This is a genomic window from Nocardia brasiliensis NBRC 14402 (genome assembly GCF_000308475.2).
GTDB classification, from domain to species: Bacteria; Actinomycetota; Actinomycetes; order Mycobacteriales; family Mycobacteriaceae; genus Nocardia; species Nocardia brasiliensis.
The window spans coordinates 68,430-87,918 of record NZ_BAFT02000057.1; the positions used below are offsets into that span (position 1 = coordinate 68,430).

1 protein-coding gene (running past both ends of the window) is annotated in these 19,489 nt (G+C 70.6%); it reads left to right on the plus strand.

All 19,489 nt of this window come from inside a single coding sequence — locus tag TY25_RS17455, non-ribosomal peptide synthase/polyketide synthase (RefSeq protein WP_042257582.1), on the plus strand. Of the gene's 43,779 coding nucleotides, 15,142 precede the window and 9,148 follow it; the stretch shown corresponds to coding positions 15,143-34,631 (codon 5,048, partial, through codon 11,544, partial); the first codon wholly inside the window starts at position 3. Both codon boundaries (start and stop) fall beyond the window edges.

Consider the following 19,489-nt stretch of genomic DNA (forward strand, 5'->3'; position numbering starts at 1 on the left):
GCTACGTGGTCTTCGGTGGCGAGGCGCTGGAACTGCGCAGGCTCGCCGACTGGGTGGCGCGCCACGGCGCGGGGCCCGACGGCCGCTCGGTCAGTTCACCCGCCGACGGTCCGCTGCTGGTCAACATGTACGGCATCACCGAGACCACGGTGCACGTTTCCTACCGCGCGCTGGACGCCGCGACCATCGCGGCCGCCTCCGGCAGCGTGGTCGGCCGGGCCATCGCGGGACTGCGGGTCTACGTGCTCGACAACCGGTTGCGGCCGGTCCCGGTCGGTGTCGCGGGTGAAATGTATGTGGCGGGACCGCAATTGGCCCGTGGCTACCTCGGCCGTCCCGATCTGACCGCGACCCGGTTCGTGGCGAACCCGCTGGCCGGCGCCGACGCGGCGGGCTCGCGCCTGTACCGCTCCGGTGACCTCGCGCGCTGGAACCGCTTCGGCGAGCTCGAATACCTGGGCCGCGCCGACGATCAGGTGAAGGTCCGCGGCTTCCGCATCGAACTCGGCGAGATCGAGTCCGCGATCCTGGCCCAGCCGGGCATTGCCCAGGCGGCGGTCATCGTGCGCGAGGACCAGCCGGGCGATCAGCGGATCGTGGCCTACGTGGTCGCCGAGCCCGACGCGGTGCCGCAGCTCGACCGGGTGCGCGACGGCGCCGCCGAGCGGCTGCCGTCCTACATGGTGCCCTCGGCCATGGTCCGGCTCGAGTGGATTCCGTTGACGGTCAACGGAAAGCTCGACCGCCGGGCGCTGCCCGCGCCCGCGGTGCAGGCCCGCGCCTTCCGCGCGCCCGTCACCCCGGTGCAGGAGGCCGTGGCCGCGGTGTTCGCCGAGGTGCTCGACCTGCCCCGGGTCGGTGTCGACGACGACTTCTTCGAGCTCGGCGGTAACTCGCTCATCGCCACCAGGGTGGTCTCGCGGATCGGCGCCGCGCTCGGCACCACCGTGGCGGTGCGCGCGCTGTTCGAGGCGCCCACCGTGGAAGCCCTTGCGGCGCGGGTGGAATCGCACGCCGACGGCGCCGCGCGCGCCCGTCTGGTGGCCCGGCCCCGCTCCGCCGACGAGCTGGTGCCGCTGTCCTACGCGCAGCAGCGCATGTGGTTCCTGAACAAGTACGACACCGCCTCGGCGGCCTACAACCTGCCGGTCGCCATCCGGTTGACCGGCGCGCTGGACGTGGCCGCGCTGCGGCTCGCGGTGGCCGACGTGGTGCGCAGGCACGAGTCGCTGCGCACCCGTTATCCGGAGCACGGCGGTACCCCCGTCCAGGTGATCGTGCCCGCCGAGGAGATCGCGCTCGATCTGCACCCGGTGCCGGTGGATCCGGCCGAGCTGGCCGCCGTGGTGACCGACTTCGTCACCACCGGATTCGATGTGGCCGAACAGGTTCCGCTGCGCACCCGGCTGTACCGGGCCGGCGCGGACGAGCATGTGCTCGTCGTCGTGGTGCACCACATCGCGGCGGACGGCTTCTCGATCGGCCCGCTGACCCGGGACGTGATGGTCGCCTACTCGGCCCGCACCCAGGACAGCGCGCCCGGCTGGGCGCCGCTGGCGGTGCAGTACGCCGACTTCGCCGTCTGGCAGCGCGAGGTGCTCGGCGGCGAGGACGATCCGGAATCGCTGATGTCGCGGCAGGTGGCGCATTGGCAGCGCGCGCTCGACGGCGTACCGGATGAGCTGACCCTGCCCGCCGACCGCCCGCGTCCGGCGATCGCTTCGCTGCGCGGCGCGACGCTGCACCGTGAGCTGCCCGCCGAGCTGGTCGGTGCGCTGGAAGACATTGCGCGCCAACGTGGTGCGTCGCTGTTCATGGTGATGCACAGTGCGCTGGCGGTGCTGCTGTCGCGCCTGTCCGGCACCGACGACATCGCGGTCGGCACCCCGATCGCCGGTCGTGGCGAGCAAGCGCTCGACGACCTGGTCGGCATGTTCGTCAACACCCTGGTGCTGCGCACCGGTGTGGACGCCACCGCCTCGTTCAGCGAGCTGGTGGACCAGGTGCGGCGCACCGACCTGGACGCGTACGGCAACGCCGACGTGCCGTTCGAGCGGCTCGTCGAGCTGCTCGCGCCGCAGCGTTCGCAGGCCCGTAATCCGTTGTTCCAGGTGATGCTCGCGTTCCAGAACCTGGACCGCACTTCGCTGGAACTGCCGGGCCTTTCGGTCTCCGCACTCGATCTCGACGAGAGCGTGGCGCGTTTCGATCTCCAGTTCACCCTGTCCGAGATCGGTGAATCCGGTTCGGCGGGTATGGCTTTGGCGCTCACCTACGCCACCGACCTGTTCGACGAGTCGACCGCGGCCGATATCGCCCAGCGCTGGCAGCGGGTGCTCGAGGCCATCGCCGCCGATCCGTCGATCACGGTCGGCGCGATCGACGTGCTCGATCCGGCCGAACGGTCCGGCCTGACCGCCCGTTTCGGCGCGGCCGCCACCCCGGCGCGCACGCTGCCCGACCTGATCGCCGAGGCGGCCGCTATCGATCCGGCCGCACCCGCGGTCGTGTTCCAGGGGCGCAGTGTGTCCTACGGCGAGCTCGACGAACGCTCGAACCGCCTGGCGCGCTTGCTGATCGAGCGTGGGCTCGGCACCGAGGACCTGGTCGCCGTCGCGGTGCCGCGCTCGGACGACTCCTACTTCGCCGAATGGGCCGTGGCCAAGTCCGGCGCCGCGTTCGTGCCGATCGACCCGACCTACCCGGCGGATCGCATCGCGCACATGGTCACCGATTCGGGTTCCCCGGTCGGCCTGACCGTCACGTCGGTGCGCGCGGACCTGCCGGATTCGGTCGAATGGCTGGTGCTCGACGAACTGGACCTGTCCGGCGTCGACGCGGCCGCGATCACCGACGCCGACCGGGTGCGCCCGATCAGCCCGGCGCATCCGGCCTACGTCATCTACACCTCCGGCTCCACCGGCGTGCCCAAGGGCGTCGTGGTCACCCACGCCGGTCTGGCCAACTTCCGGGACGAGCAGAACGCCCGCTACGCGGTCGATTCCGATACGCGCGCACTGCATTTCGCCTCGCCGAGCTTCGACGCCTCGATCCTCGAGTTCCTGCTCGCGATCGGCCGCGGCGGTGCGCTGGTGGTCTGCCCGCCGGGTGTGTACGGCGGCGAGGAGCTGTCCGAGCTGATTCGCGCCGAGCGGGTCACGCACGCGTTCATCACCCCGTCGGTGCTCGCCTCGCTCGACCCGGCGGCGCTGGCCGGCATGCGGGTGATCGTGGCCGGTGGCGAGGCGGTCCCGGCCGACCTGGTCACCAAGTGGGGCGGCGCGGCGGACGGTTCCGGACGTCGGTTCCACAACGGGTACGGTCCGACCGAGACCACGATCATGACCAACATCAGCGACGCGCTGACCCCGGGCGACCGGGTCACCATCGGTGGCCCGACCCGCGGCATGCAGTCGCTGATCCTGGACGCCCAGCTCCGGCCCGTTCCGGTGGGTGTCGCAGGTGAGCTCTATCTGTCGGGCATCCAGCTCGCCCGCGGCTACCACGCGCGGGCCGGGCTTTCGGCGGAGCGTTTCGTGGCGAATCCGTATGTCGCGGGTGCGCGGATGTACCGCACCGGTGACGTGGTGCGCTGGACTCGCAGCGGCGAGGTCGAATACGTCGGCCGTTCCGACTTCCAGGTCAAGGTGCGCGGCTTCCGCATCGAGCTCGGCGAGATCGACGCGGCGCTGGCCGCGCACGAGTCGGTCGACTTCGCGGTCACCCTCGGGCACAAGAACGCCGCCGGAGCGACCTCGCTGGTGTCGTATGTCGTTGCGGCACCGGGTCGCTCGATCGATGTCGCGGCGTTGACCGCGCATGTCGAGGATCGCCTGCCCGCCTACATGGTGCCGTCGTCGATCATGGTGATCGACCGGGTGCCGCTCACCCCGGTCGGCAAGCTCGACCGAAAGGCCTTGCCGGAACCGGTGTTCGCGACCGAGGTCGTGTTCCGCGCGCCGCGCACGCCGGTCGAGCAGACCATCGCCGAGGTGTTCGCCGAGGTGCTCGGCGTGGAGCGGGTCGGTGTCGACGATTCGTTCTTCGCACTGGGCGGCGACAGCATCGTCTCCATCCAGCTGGTCTCGCGGGCCAAGGCCCGCGGCGTGGTGTTCAGCCCGCGGCACGTGTTCGAACAGCGCACCGTGGCCGGACTGGCCGGGGTCGCCGAGACGGCCGACACCGCGGCCGCCGCGGCCGTGGTGCTCGCCGAGCTGCCCGGCGGCGGGGTCGGCACCATGCCGCTGACCCCGGTCGTGCGCTTCATGGCGGAGCGGCGCGGCTCGTTCGGCCGGTTCAACCAGACGCTCGCGCTGGAGCTGCCGGTCGGCATCGACCGCGCGGGCATCGCCGCGACGGCCGCCGCGGTCATCGACCGCCACGACATGCTGCGCGCGAGCCTGCGCCGCGACGGCGCGGACTGGATCGTCGAAACCGCCGCGCCCGGCACGGTCGACGTGGACGCGCTGATCGACCACACCACCTTCGACGCGGACATCGACGACGCCGCACTGCTCGAAATCGCCTCGGCGGCGCTGGATGCCTCGCTGGACCGGCTGGATCCGGCCGCGGGCGTGGTCATCCGATTCGTGTGGCTGGAGCCGACGCGTGGCGAACGAGCCGGCCGACTGATCGTCGTCGGTCATCACCTCGTCGTCGACGGTGTCTCCTGGCGCATCCTGGTGCCGGACTTCGTCGCGGCCTGGGGACAGCGCACCGCGGGGCAGACGCCCGAACTGGTCGCGCCCGCCACCTCCATGCGGGCTTGGGCGCACGCGCTCGAACGCGAAGCTCGCAACCCGCAGCGGGTCGCCGAGCTCGAGCACTGGCGCTCGGTGGTCGACGCCGCCGATCCACTGCTCACCGAACGGCCGATGGACCCGGCGATCGACACCTCCGGTGTCATCGAGAAGGTTCAGGTCGAGGTGTCCGCGGAGGTCACCAAGGCCCTGCTGACCAAGGTGCCCGCCCTGTTCCACGGCGGCGTGAACGACGGCCTGCTCACCGCGCTGGCGCTGGCGACCGCGAAATGGCGGGCCCGCCGCGCGGGTACCCGCGGCGACGATTCGCTGCTGATCCGCCTGGAAGGCCATGGCCGCGAAGAGGACATCGTGCCCGGGGCCGACCTGTCCCGCACGGTCGGCTGGTTCACCGCGATCTTCCCGGTCCGCTTCGACCTGTCCGGCATCGACATCGATGCCGCGCTGGCCGGTGGGCCCGCGCTCGGTCAGGCCGTCAAGGCGGTCAAGGAGCAGCTGCTCGCGGTGCCGGACAAGGGCGTCGGCTACGGCCTGCTGCGCTACCTGAACCCGGAGACCGCGAGCGCGTTGCCCGCGGAACTGCCGGGCCAGGTGAGCTTCAACTATCTGGGTCGCGTCGTCGAGGGTGACGTGCCCGAGTCGCTGCGCGGCTTCGGCTGGGTGCCCGCCGCCGAACTGGGCGCGCTGGGCGGCGCCTACGACGCGGACATGCCCGCGATGGCGCCGCTGGACGTCAACGCGATCGTGGTCGGCGACAAGCTGACCGCGAACATCGGCTACCCGTCGACCCTGCTGAGTGCCGCGGCCGTGCGCGAGTTCGGCGAGCTGTGGACCACCGCGCTGGAAGCGGTTGCCCGGCACGCCAATTCGACCGGCGCGGGCGGGCACACGCCGTCGGACTTCGCGCTGGTGCGCAGCACCCAGGGCGATATCGACGGCTGGGAGCGCCGCTTCCCGAACCTGGCCGATATCTGGCCGCTCTCGGCGCTGCAGGCCGGTCTGCTGTTCCACGCCAGGCTGGCCGTCGGCTCGGTGGACGTCTACACCGCGCAGGCGGTACTGACCCTCACCGGCCGGGTGGACGCGGCCCGATTGCGTTCGGCCGCACAGGCACTGGTGGACCGCTACGAGAACCTGCGCACCGCCTTCGTCACCGATCGCGACGGCAGTCCGGTGCAGGTGGTGCTGGACAGCGTGCGGGTCGCCTGGGCCGAGCACGATCGGATCGAAGCAGGCACCGGCGCCGACATCATCGCGGCGGACCGGACCAAGCGCTTCGATCTGACCGAGCCGCCGCTGATCCGCTTCACGCTGATCCAGGTGGCGCGCGACCGCTGGCAGTTCGTGGTGTCGAACCACCACATCCTGCTCGACGGCTGGTCCATGCCGCTGCTCATGCAGGACCTGCTGGTGCTCTACGCCGCACACGCGGACAGCAGCGTGCTGCCCGCCGTGCGCTCGTACCGCAACTTCCTGGAATGGACGGCACAGCAGGATCATTCGGCTTCAATCGGGGTATGGACGAACGCCCTGCGCGGGGTCAGCGAACCGACCCTGCTGGCCCGCCCGGACGCCGGTCGCGAGATCACCTCGCTCTCCGGCGAGTACTTCTTCGAGCTGGACGAGCAGGCCACCGCGCGGCTCACCACGCTGGCCGCGTCGCTGGGCGTCACGCCGAACACGGTGCTGCAGACCGCGTGGGGCATCCTGGTCGGCCGGATGACCGGCCGCGACGACGTGCTGTTCGGCACCACGGTGTCCGGCCGCCCGGCCGGGCTGACCGGGGTGGAATCGATGGTCGGCCTGTTCATCAACACCGTGCCGGTGCGGGTGCGCTTCGACCCCGCCGAGTCCGCGCAGCAGCTGCTGACCAGGACCCAGGGCGAGCAGGCGGACCTGCTCGATCACCACTACGTCGGCCTCGCGGACATCCAGTCCGCCGCGGGCATCGGCGGATTGTTCGACACCCTGGTGGTTTTCGAGTCCTACCCGGTCGACGCCGACGGCATCCGGGAGCAGGCCGCCGATATCGACGGTATGGCCGTGATCGGGCTCGACGCGGCCGACGCGACGCACTACCCGCTGACGCTCATCGCGCAGCTGGACTCGAAGCTGCGGGTGCGCGCCGGGTATCTGCGCGATCTGTTCGACGAGCAGACCGTGCGCCGCATCGCCGATCGCCTGCTCCGGGTGCTGAGCGCGATCACCACCGAACCCGCTGTGCCCGTAGGCGATATCGAGCTGCTCGACAACGTCGAACGCCAGCTCGTGCTGGCCGGCTGGAACGACACCGCGCACCCGGTGGACGCGGACGCGACGCTGGTCTCGATGTTCTACGCGCAGGCCGAACGGACGCCCGAGGCGACGGCGCTCACGTTCGAGGGGACAAGTCTGTCCTACGAGGAGTTCGCGAGTCGGGTCAATCAACTTGCCCGCTGGCTGATCGCCCGCGGCGTCGGCGCGGAATCGTATGTGGCGCTGGGTATGCGGCGCTCGGTCGACCTGGTCGTCGGCATGTATGCCGTCGCGGTGGCCGGTGGCGCGTATGTGCCGCTGGACCCGGATCACCCGGCCGAGCGCACGGAATACATTCTGGCGACGGCCGATCCGGTCTGCGTGCTCACCTCCGGTAGCGATCTGGAGATCGATACCGCGCAGGTGCGCATCGACCTGCTCGATCTGAGCGGGCTGTCCGAGGATCCGGTCACCGACGCGGATCGCTGGTCGCCGCTGCGGCCGTCGAACACCGCGTACGTGATCTTCACCTCCGGTTCCACCGGCCGCCCCAAGGGCGTCGGCGTCACGCACGCCGCGATCGTGAACCGCCTGGTGTGGATGCAGACCGCCTACCAGCTGAACACCGCCGACGCGGTGCTGCAGAAGACGCCCGCCACCTTCGATGTGTCGGTGTGGGAGTTCTTCTGGCCCTTGCAGATCGGCGCCCGCCTGGTGGTCGCCAAGCCCGACGGGCATCGGGATCCGGCGTACCTGGCCGAGGTGATCAGCGCCGAGCGGATCACCGTCACCCACTTCGTGCCGTCGATGCTCGCGGTGTTCGTCGCGGACGGGGCTGCGGCGCGGTGCGATTCGCTGCGCCTGGTGTTCGCCTCCGGTGAGGCGTTGCCGCCCAAGCCCGCCCACCGTCTGCGCGAGCTGACCGGCGCGGCGCTGCACAACCTGTACGGCCCGACCGAGGCCGCGGTCGACGTCACCTTCCACGAGGTGATCGACACCGATACCGACACCGTCCCGATCGGTGCGCCGGTGTTCAACACCCAGGTGTACGTGCTGGATTCGCGGCTGCGGCCGGTTCCGGTGGGTGTCGCGGGTGAGCTCTATCTCGCGGGCACCCAGCTGGCACGCGGTTACGTCGCGCGCCCGGATCTGACCAGTGACCGGTTCGTCGCCGATCCGTATGGTGCGGCGGGGGAGCGGATGTACCGCACGGGTGACTTGGTTGCCTGGACCGCGAACGGTGAGCTGGAGTACTTGGGCCGCACCGACTTCCAGGTGAAGCTGCGCGGCCTGCGGATCGAGCTGGGCGAGATCGAGGCCGCGCTGACCGCGCTGGACGAGGTCGCGCAGGCGGTCGTCGTGGTCCGCGGCGATCAGCACATCGGCGATCAGCTCGTCGCGTATGTCATTCCCGCGCCGAATGTCCGGGTGGACATCGAGCTGCTGCGCGAGGACCTGGCGGAGCGGCTGCCCGCGTACATGGTGCCGTCCGTGGTGATCGTGCTCGACGAGTTCCCGCTCAACGCCTCCGGCAAGCTGGATCGAAAAGCGTTGCCCGCCCCGGTGTTCGAGGCCGCGGTGTTCCGCGCGCCGACCACGCCGGTGGAGGAGATCGTCGCCGCCACCTACGCCGAGGTGCTCGGCCTGGAGCGGGTCGGCTTGGACGACGACTTCTTCTCTCTCGGCGGCAACTCGCTGACCGCCACCCAGGTCGCGGCGCGGCTGTCCGCCGCGCTGGACACCGACCTCGGGGTGCGCGAACTGTTCGAGGCGTCCACCGTGGTCGCGCTCGCGGCCCGGGCGGAGACGCACGCCGGAGCCGGCGCGCGGGCGGCGCTGGAGCCGCAGCAGCGGCCCGAGCTGGTGCCGCTCTCGCTGGCCCAGCAGCGCATGTGGTTCCTCAACCGGTTCGATCCGGAATCGGCGGTGGACAATATCCCGGCCGCGGTGCGGCTGTCCGGTCTGCTCGACCGGCAGGCGCTGCAGATCGCGGTGGCCGACGTGCTGGCCCGCCACGAGTCGCTGCGCACCTACTACCCGGAGGTGGACGGCGCCGCGTACCAGCGGACCGTGCCCACCGCCAAGGTGATCCCCGACCTCGCGCCGTTCGAGGTCACCGAGGCCGAACTGCCGCTGCGGCTTTCGGAACTGGTGCTGACCGCGTTCGACGTCACCAGCCAGGTGCCGTTCCGTGCCAGGCTGTTCGAGATCAGCCCGACCGAGCACGTGCTGGCCATCGTGGTGCATCACATCTCGGCCGACGGTTTCTCGATGGGCCCGCTGACCCGGGACGTGATGACCGCCTACGGTGCCCGCGTCGAGGGCGGCGAACCCGCGTGGCGGCCGCTGGAAGTCCAGTACGCCGACTTCGCGCTGTGGCAGCGCACGGTGCTCGGTGCCGAGGACGACCCGGAATCGGTGATCGCCCAGCAGATCTCGTACTGGTCCGAGACGCTGCGCGGGCTGCCCGAGCAGCTGGACCTGCCCGCCGACCGGCCGCGGCCCGCGGTGGCCTCCGGTCGCGGCGCGACCCATGCCTTCGCGATCGACCCCGAAACCCACGGGCGGCTCACCGAACTCGCCCGCACGAGGGGCGCGACGCTGTTCATGGTCACGCACACCGCGCTGGCCGTGCTGCTCTCGCGGCTGTCGGGCGAGGACGATATCGCCATCGGCACCCCGATTGCGGGCCGCGGCGAGCGCGCGCTCGACGATCTCATCGGTATGTTCGTCAACACCCTGGTGCTGCGGACCCCGATCGATCACGGTGCGACTTTCACCGATCTGCTGCGCGCGGTGCGCGCGGCGGACATCGCGGCCTTCGGGCACGCGGACCTGCCGTTCGAGCGGCTGGTCGAGATCCTGAACCCGGTGCGTTCGCAGGCGCGGCACCCGCTGTTCCAGGTGATGCTGTCGTTCCAGAACCTCGGCCAGAACAGCCTGGAACTGCCCGGCCTGACCGTCAGCGGGGTCGAACTGCCGATCGATGTGGCCAAGTTCGACCTGCAACTGACGCTGTCGGAGAACAACGCCGCCCAGCCGACGCACGGCGCGAGCGCCGCGCCGGCCGGGATCAGCGCCGAATTGATCTACGCCACCGATCTTTTCGATCCGGCCACGATCGCGGAGTTCGGTCAGCGGTTCAACCGGTTGCTGAAAGCGCTTGCCACCGAACCGGATCGGCCCATCGGCGATATCGCGCTGCTGGACGAGCAGGAGACCGAGCAGGCGCTGCGCGGCTGGAACGACAGCGCGCGTGACCTCGGCGCGCCCAGCACGCTGGTCGCCGAGTTCGCGGCGCAGGCCGCGGCAACCCCGGATGCGACCGCGGTGGTGGACCCCGCCTCAGGCACCTCACTGACGTATGCCGAATTCGGTGCGCGCGTCCACCGGTTGGCGCGCAAGCTGATCGAGGAGGGGGTCGGGCCGGAGAGCCTGGTCGCCCTCGGCCTGCGCCGCTCGGTCGACCTCGTGGTCGCCGCGTACGCGGTGCAGGCGGCGGGCGGCGGCTACGTACCGCTCGACCTCGACCAGCCCGCCGAACGGGTGAACTATGTGCTCGATTCGGCCGGTCCGGTCTGTGTCCTCACCACCTCGCGCGACGAGTTCGACGCCGCGGGCCGCCCGACACTGACGATCGACACCCTCGATCTGTCGGGGTACGCGGACGAGCCGATCACCGACGCCGAGCGGATCGCGCCGCTGCGCCCGCAGCACCCGGCGTACGTGATCTTCACCTCCGGCTCCACCGGCCGGCCGAAGGGCGTCGCGGTGCCGCACGCCGCCGTCGTCAACCAGATCCGCTGGATCACCGGCGAATACGGCATCGGTGCGGACGACATCGTGCTGTTCAAGACGCCCGCCACCTTCGACGTGTCGGTGTGGGAGTTGTTCGGTCCGATGGCCACCGGCGGCCGCATCGTGGTCGCCGCGCCGGACGGCCATCGCGATCCGCAGTACCTCGCGGACGTGATCGCGGCCGAGCAGGTCACCATGACCTCGTTCGTGCCGTCGATGCTCACCGTGTTCGCCGGCAACGTCGACGCGAGCGGCGGCAGTGCGGCGCTGGCGTCGCTGCGGACGCTGTTCGTCGCCGGTGAGGCGTTCACCGCCGACGCGGTCGAGGCCATGCGCCGGGTCAGCTCGGCAGCGCTCTACAACCTCTACGGACCGACCGAGTTCACCGTGCACGCCACGCACGGCCCGGTGGCCGACGACGTCGAAGGCGCTGTCCCCATCGGCCTTCCGGTGTGGAACGCCCAGGCGTACGTGCTCGACGCCCGGTTGCACCCGGTCCCCGCCGGTGTCGCGGGCGAGCTGTATCTCGCCGGCGCTCAGCTGGCGCGCGGCTACTACGGCCGGGCCGATCTGACCTCGGATCGGTTCGTGGCCAACCCGTTCGGTGCGCCCGGCGCCCGGATGTACCGCACCGGCGACCTGGTCACCCGGGATGACACCGGGGCCATCGAATACATCGGCCGCACCGACTTCCAGGTGAAGCTGCGCGGCCTGCGGATCGAGCTCGGCGAAATCGAAACCGCGCTCACCGCACACGATTCGGTGGCGCAGTCGGTCGCGCTGGTGCGCTCGGACGCGCGCACCGGTGATCAGCTGGTCGGCTATGTGGTGCCGGTGGCCGGCGGCACGGTCGATATCGCCGATCTGCGCGTGCACCTGTCCGCGCAGCTGCCGTCGTACATGGTGCCTGCCGCGATCGTCGTGCTCGACGCGATGCCGTTGAGCCCGAACGGCAAGCTCGATCGGCGCGCGCTGCCCGAACCCGCCTTCGAGGCCAGGGAATTCCGCGCACCGTCCACCCCGATCGAAGAGATCGTGGCCAACACCTTCGCCGACGTGCTCGGCCTGGTGCCGGCCGAGGGCGAACGCGCCGTCGGCCTCGACGACGACTTCTTCGACCTGGGCGGCAACTCGCTCATCGCCACCCAGGTGGTCGCCCGCCTCGGCGCCGCGCTGGACACCCGGGTCCCGGTGCGGATGCTGTTCGAGGCGCCCACCGTGGCCGCGCTGGCCGCGCGGATGGAGGCGCACCAGGGCAGCGGCCGGCGCCGGGAACTCGTTGCGGGCCCGCGTCCGTCGCGTATCCCGCTCTCGCTGGCCCAGCAGCGGATGTGGTTCCTCAACCGGTTCGACACCGACTCGGCGGTCAACAACATCCCGCTCGCGGTCCGGCTCACCGGCACGCTGGACACCGACGCGCTGCGCCAGGCCGTCGCCGACGTGGTCGACCGGCACGAGGTGCTGCGCACGGTCTACCCGGAAACCGCGGACGGCCAAGGCGTGCAGGTGGTGCTGCCCGCAGGGCAGGACGCCGTCGACCTCACCCCGATCGAGGTGTCCGAGACCGAAATCCAGGACCGCGTCGCCGAATTGGTGCTGACCGGCTTCGACGTCACCACCGAGGTGCCGGTGCGGGCCGCGCTGTTCCGAGTGGCCGGCTCGATGGACGGTTCGCAGCCGGACACCCACGTCCTGGTGTTCGTCGTGCACCACATCTCCGGTGACGGCTGGTCGGTGCGGCCGCTGGCCCGCGACGTGATGGTGGCTTATGTGGCGCGTTCGCGCGGCGAGGCGCCGTCCTGGGCGCCGCTGCCGGTGCAGTACGCGGATTACGCACTCTGGCAACGGGAAACCCTCGGTTCGGAGGACGACCCGACCTCGCTGATCGCTCAGCAGGTCGCGTACTGGTCCGCCGGCTTGGCCGGGCTGCCCGATCAGCTCGACCTGCCCGCGGACCGGTCCCGGCCCGCGGTGGCCTCGAACCGCGGTGGCGTGTACGAGTTCTCGCTCGACGCGCGGCTGCAGCACGAACTGAACGCGCTCGCCAGGGCGCACGGCGCCAGCCTCTTCATGGTGGTGCACGCCGCGTTCGCCGCGCTGCTGGCGCGGCTGTCCGGCAGCGACGACATCGCCATCGGCACCGTGGTCGCCGGTCGCGGTGAGGCCGTGCTGGACGACGCCATCGGCATGTTCGTCAACACGCTCGTGCTGCGCAGCGCCGTCGATCAGGCGGAGCCGTTCGCGAACCTGGTGGCGCGCACCAAGGAAGGCGATCTCGCGGCCTTCGGACACGCAGATCTGCCGTTCGAGCGGCTGGTCGAGATCCTGAATCCGGCGCGCTCGCAGGCACGGCACCCGCTGTTCCAGGTGATGTTGTCCTTCCAGAACACCGGCGAGGCGTCGTTCGAGCTGCCCGGCCTCGAGGTCGCGGGCGTGCCGCTCGACGTGGTGACCGCGAAGTTCGATCTGCACCTCAGCCTCACCGATCGGATCGACGCCGAAGGCAGCGCGGACGGCATGATCGGTGAATTCGCCTATGCGACCGACATGTTCGACGCGGCCACGATCGCGAGCGTCGCGGATCGACTGGTCCGGCTGCTGACGGCCGTCGTCGCGGATCCGGCGGTGCCGATCGGCGATATCGAGCTGCTGGATTCCGCCGAGCACGCACAGGTCGTGGCGCGCTGGAACGACACCACGCATCCGGTGGACGAGACGGCGACCCTGGTGTCGATGTTCGAGGCGCAGGTCGCCCGTACGCCCGACGCGGCCGCGCTCACCTTCGAGGGGACGACTCTGTCCTACGGCGAGTTCGCCGCGCGGGTGAATCGCCTTGCCCGTCATCTGATTTCGCTCGGTGTGGGCCCGGATGCACTGGTAGCGCTCGGCATGCGCCGGTCGATCGACCTGGTCGTCGGCATGTACGCGGTGAGCGTCGCGGGCGGTGCGTACGTGCCGCTGGACCCGGATCATCCGGCCGATCGCACCCGCTACGTGCTCGACACCGCACAGCCCGTGTGCGTATTGACCACCGCTCGGGACGGTTTCGACGCGGGGACCACCCGCACCATCGAACTCGATCAGGTCACGCTGACCGACTACTCGGACGCGCCGGTCACCGACGCGGATCGGGTCGCGCCGCTGCGGCCGTCGAATACCGCGTACGTGATCTTCACCTCCGGTTCCACCGGCCGACCCAAGGGCGTCGCGGTGAACCATGCCGCGATCGTCAACCGCCTGGTCTGGATGCAGGCCGCATACGGTCTGCGCAGCACCGACGTGGTGCTGCAGAAGACGCCCGCCACCTTCGACGTGTCGGTGTGGGAGTTCTTCTGGCCCTTGCAGATCGGCGCCCGCCTGGTGGTCGCCAAGCCCGACGGGCACCGCGACCCCGGCTACCTGGTCGAGGTGATCACCGCCGAGGCGGTCACCACGGCGCACTTCGTGCCGTCCATGCTCGCGGTGTTCGTCGCCGAACAGCGGGCCGACGAATGCACCAGCCTGGTCCATGTTTTCGCCTCCGGTGAGGCCCTGCCCGCGGCCACCGCGCAGCGGATGCAGGAGCTGACCGGCGCTCGCCTGCACAACCTGTACGGCCCGACCGAGGCCGCGGTCGACGTCACCTTCCACGAGGTGACCGAGGCCGACACCGTGTCCGTGCCGATCGGTGCGCCGGTGTTCAACACCCAGGTGTACGTGCTGGATTCGCGGCTGCACCCGGTGCCGGTCGGAGTCGCGGGTGAGTTGTACCTGGCCGGTGCGCAATTGGCGCGCGGTTACGTCGCCCGGCCGGAACTGACCGCGGATCGCTTCGTGGCCAACCCGTTCGGCGCGGACGGCGAGCGTATGTACCGCACCGGCGACTTGGTCACCTGGACGCCGCGGGGCGAGCTGGAGTACTTGGGCCGCACCGACTTCCAGGTGAAGCTGCGTGGTCTGCGGATCGAGCTCGGCGAAATCGAGTCGGCGCTCACCGCACTGGAATCCGTCGCGCAGGCGGTGGTGCTGGTGCGGTCCGACGATCGTCTCGGCGATCAGCTGGTCGGCTATGTGGTGCCGACCGCGGGTCAGGTCATCGATATCGAGGGTGTGCGTAGCGAACTCGCGGGTGAGCTGCCCGCGTACATGGTGCCCTCGGCCTTCGTGGTGCTCGACGCGTTCCCGTTGAACGCCTCCGGCAAGCTCGATCGCAAGGCGCTGCCCGCGCCGGTGTTCGAGGCCAAGGTGTTCCGCGCGCCGTCGACGCCGATCGAGGAGATCGTCGCGGGCACCTTCGGCGATGTGCTCGGTGTCGCCCGGGTCGGCCTGGACGACGACTTCTTCGCCCTCGGCGGCAACTCGCTGCTGGCCACTCAGGTGACCGCGCGGCTGGGTGCCGCGCTGGACACCCAACTCGCCGTGCGGGATCTGTTCGAGGCGTCGACCGTGGTCGCGCTGGCGGCCCGGGTGGAGCGCAACGCGGGTTCGGGCAGGCAGCGGCCGAAGCTGGAGACCGGGGAACGTCCTACCCGCATCCCGCTCTCGCCGGCTCAGCAGCGCTACTGGTTCCTCAACCAGTTCGACACGGCCACTTCGGCGGTGGACAACATTCCGCTGGCCGTCCGGCTCTCGGGCACGCTCGACGTCGCCGCGCTGGAGCAGGCGATCGGCGACGTGTTCGCGCGGCACGAAGTGCTGCGCACCACCTACCCGCGCTCGGCCGACGGTCCGCACCAGGTGATCGGGCCGGTGGCGTCGTCCCCGGCCGCGCTCACGCCGGTCGAGGTCACCGAGTCCGAACTGCTCGGCGCCGTCATCGGTTTCGCGCTGACCACCTTCGACGTCACCGTCGAGGTACCGCTCGCGGTGGCGCTGTTCCGGATCAGCCCGGACGAGCACGTGCTCGCCTTCACCGTGCACCACGTGGCCGCCGACGGCTCGTCGATGGGCCCGCTGGCGCGTGACGTGATGGCCGCCTATGTGGCCCGGGTGCAGGGCGAGGTGCCGCAGTGGCTGCCGCTGCCGGTGCAGTACGCCGACTACGCGCTGTGGCAGCGCGCGGTGCTCGGGTCCGAGGAGGACCCGGAATCGCTGGCCGCGCAGCAGGTCGCCTACTGGAAGACCGCGCTGGCCGGGCTGCCCGATCAGCTGGAGCTGCCCGCCGACCGGCCGCGCCCGCCCGCGCAGTCGTTCCAGGGCAAGGCGATTCGCTTCGAGATCTCGCCGCAGCGGCACGCCCGCCTGCACGAGCTGGCGCGCGCCAACAACGCGTCGCTGTTCATGGTGGTGCACGCGGCGCTGGCGGTGCTGCTCTCGCGCCTGTCCGGCACCGACGACATCGCGGTCGGCACCCCGATCGCGGGCCGTGGCGAACGCGAACTCGACGACCTGATCGGCATGTTCGTCAACACCCTGGTGTTCCGCACCAAGGTGGCGCCGGGCGACCGCTTCGCCGACCTGCTCGCCGATGTGAAGGAACGCGACCTCGAGGCGTTCGCGAACGCGGACGTGCCGTTCGAGCGGCTGGTCGAGGTGCTCAACCCGGTGCGCTCCACCGCGCGCAATCCGCTGTTCCAGGTGGGTCTTTCGTTCCAGAACCTGGCCGAGACCACGTTCGAACTGCCGGGACTGTCGGTGAGCGCGGTCAACTTCGACTCGCAGCTGGCCAAGACCGACCTGCACGTCACGCTGTACGACCGGTACGCCGAGGACGGCACGCCGGCCGAGATCGTGACCGAATTCGGTTACGCCATCGACCTGTTCGACGAGGCGACGGTGCAGGGCTTCGCCGACCGGTTCGTCCGGGTGCTCGACGCGGTCGTCGCCGACGCCACCGCGCCGGTCGGCGAGATCGACCTGCTGGCGGCCGAGGAGAGCATCCGCATCCTCACCGACTGGAACGACACCGTGCACGCGGTCGATCCGGACGCGACGCTGGTCTCGCTGCTCGACGCCACGGTCGCGGCCACCCCGAAGGCGGTCGCGATCGTCGCCGACGATCCGACCGGTCAGCAGGAGCTCACCTACGCCGCTCTCGACGCGCGGGTGAACCGCCTGGCGCGCTATCTGATCCAGCGTGGCGTCGGCCCGGAGGACCGGGTCGCGCTGGCCATCCGCCGCTCCACCGATCTGGTGGTCGCGATGTACGCGGTCGCGAAAGCCGGTGCGGCGTATGTGCCGATCGATCCGGACCAGCCCGCCGAGCGGACCGACTACATCCTCGGCACCGCGGCACCGGTCTGCGTGCTGACCACCGGCCGGGACGGGTTCCGCACCGCCGCGGCCGATATCGTGCAGCTCGACGTGCTCGACCTGACGGCGTTCGCGGCCGATCCGGTGACCGCCGCCGAGCGACGCGCCACGTTGACCCCGGCCCACACCGCGTACGTGATCTTCACCTCCGGCTCGACCGGTCAGCCCAAGGGCGTCGCCGTGCCGCACGCGGCGATCGTCAACCAGTTGCAGTGGGAGACAACGACCTTCGGTCTCGGCGCGGACGACGCGATCCTGCTGAAGACCGCGGCCACCTTCGACCTCTCGGTCTGGGAGTTCTGGACCGCAGCGGTATGCGGTGGCCGCCTGGTGATCTCGGCGGCCGACGGCCACCGTGACCCGGCCTACCTGAACGAGCTGATGCGGTCCACGATGGTCACCACCCTGCATGTGGTGCCGTCGATGCTGGACGCGCTGCTCACCGAATCCGGTGGCCGCCTGACGCATTCGCTGCGCCGGGTGCTCGCGATCGGTGAGGCGCTGCCCGCGACCACCGCGCAGCGGTTCCGCCGCGGCAACCCCGCCGAGCCGGCCCACCCGTCGCCCGGCCACCACCCCCCAACGGGGCACTCCGTGCCGCTGTATAACTTGTACGGTCCGACCGAGGCCGCGGTGTCCATCACCAGCCACCTGGTCACCGACGCCGATCAGCTCGCGGTGTCCATCGGTGCGCCGGAATGGAACAGCCGGGTCTACGTGCTGGACGCCAGGCTGCGACCGGTGCCCGCGGGGGTCTCCGGTGAGTTGTACCTGGCCGGTGCGCAATTGGCGCGCGGTTACTTCGGCAGGCCGGACCTGACCGCCGACCGGTTCGTCGCCGACCCGTTCGGTGCGCCGGGTGCGCGCATGTACCGCACCGGTGACCTGGTGGCGTGGAACAGTTCCGGTGAGCTGGATTACCGGGGCCGGACCGACTTCCAGGTGAAGATCCGCGGCTTCCGCATCGAGCTCGGCGAGATCGAGGCCGCGCTGCTGCGCCAGCCCACCATCACGGCCGCCGCCGTGCTCGCGCATACCGATCCGAGCATCGGTGACCGCCTGGTCGCCTATGTGGTGCCGCGGGCGGGTCAGCTCGACAAGCGGCAGTTGCAGTCGGCGCTGGCGGCGGAACTGCCGTCGTACATGGTGCCGTCGGTGCTCATCGAGCTCGCCGCGCTGCCACTGAACGCCAACGGCAAGCTCGACCGGAAGGCGTTGCCGGAGCCCACCTTCGAGAAGGCGGTCTTCCGCGCACCGGTCACGCCGATCGAGCAGATCGTCGCGAACACGTTCGCGGACGTGCTGCGGATCTCGGATCGGGAAGGGCCGGAATCCAAGCGCCTCGGCCTCGACGACGACTTCTTCGCCTGGGGCGGTAACTCGCTGCTGGCCACGCAGGTCGCCGCGCGTCTCGGTGAGGCGTTGAACACCCGGGTGCCGGTGCGGCTGTTGTTCGAGGCCTCGACCGTCGCGGCGCTCGCCGTGCGGGTCGAGCAGCATGCGGACGCCGGTGGGCGTAAGGCGCTCACCGCCGGTCCACGGCCGGAACACATTCCGCTCTCGCTCGCGCAGCAGCGCATGTGGTTCCTGAACCGGTTCGACACGCAGTCGGCGGCCTACAACGTGCCGATCGCGGTGCGGCTCACCGGTGCGCTGGATGTGGCCGCGCTGCGCGCCGCCATCGCGGACCTGGTGAGCAGGCACGAAATCCTGCGCACTGTCTACCCGCAGACCGACAGCGGTCCGGTGCAGGTGATCCTGCCGCCGGCCCAGGCCGTGCCGCGGCTCGAGGTTCGGGTGGTGCCGCCCGCGGAGATCGAATCCGCCGTGGTGGCACTGACTTCGACGATCTTCGACGTCACCACCGAGGTGCCGATGAAGGTCGCGCTGTTCCAGATCGCCGGGGAGAACGCGGGATCGGCGGCGCCGGACGCCGCCGAGGTCGAGTACGTCTTGGCGATGGTGATCCACCACATCTCCGGTGACGGTTCGTCGGTCGGCCCGCTGACCCGCGACCTGATGATCGCCTATGCCGCGCGCTCCGCGGGCGAGGCGCCGAACTGGGCGCCGCTCGAGGTCCAGTACGCGGACTACAGCATCTGGCAGCGCGAACTGCTCGGCAGCGAGGACGACACGGAATCGCTGGCCGCCAAGCAGGTCTCGTATTGGCGCGACGCGCTCGCGGAGCTGCCGGACCAGCTGGACCTGCCGTCGGATCGGCCGCGCCCCGCGGTGCAGTCCTTCGCCGGTGGCAAGGTCGAGTTGCGGGTCGACGCCGAGACCCATCAGGCGTTGATCGAGCTGGCCCGTACCGAAGGTGCGACGCTGTTCATGGTCGTGCACACCGCGCTGGCGGTGCTGCTGGCCCGGCTCTCGGGCACCGACGACATCGCCATCGGCACCCCGATGGCGGGTCGTGGCGAAGCCGCTCTCGACGACCTGATCGGCATGTTCGTCAACACGCT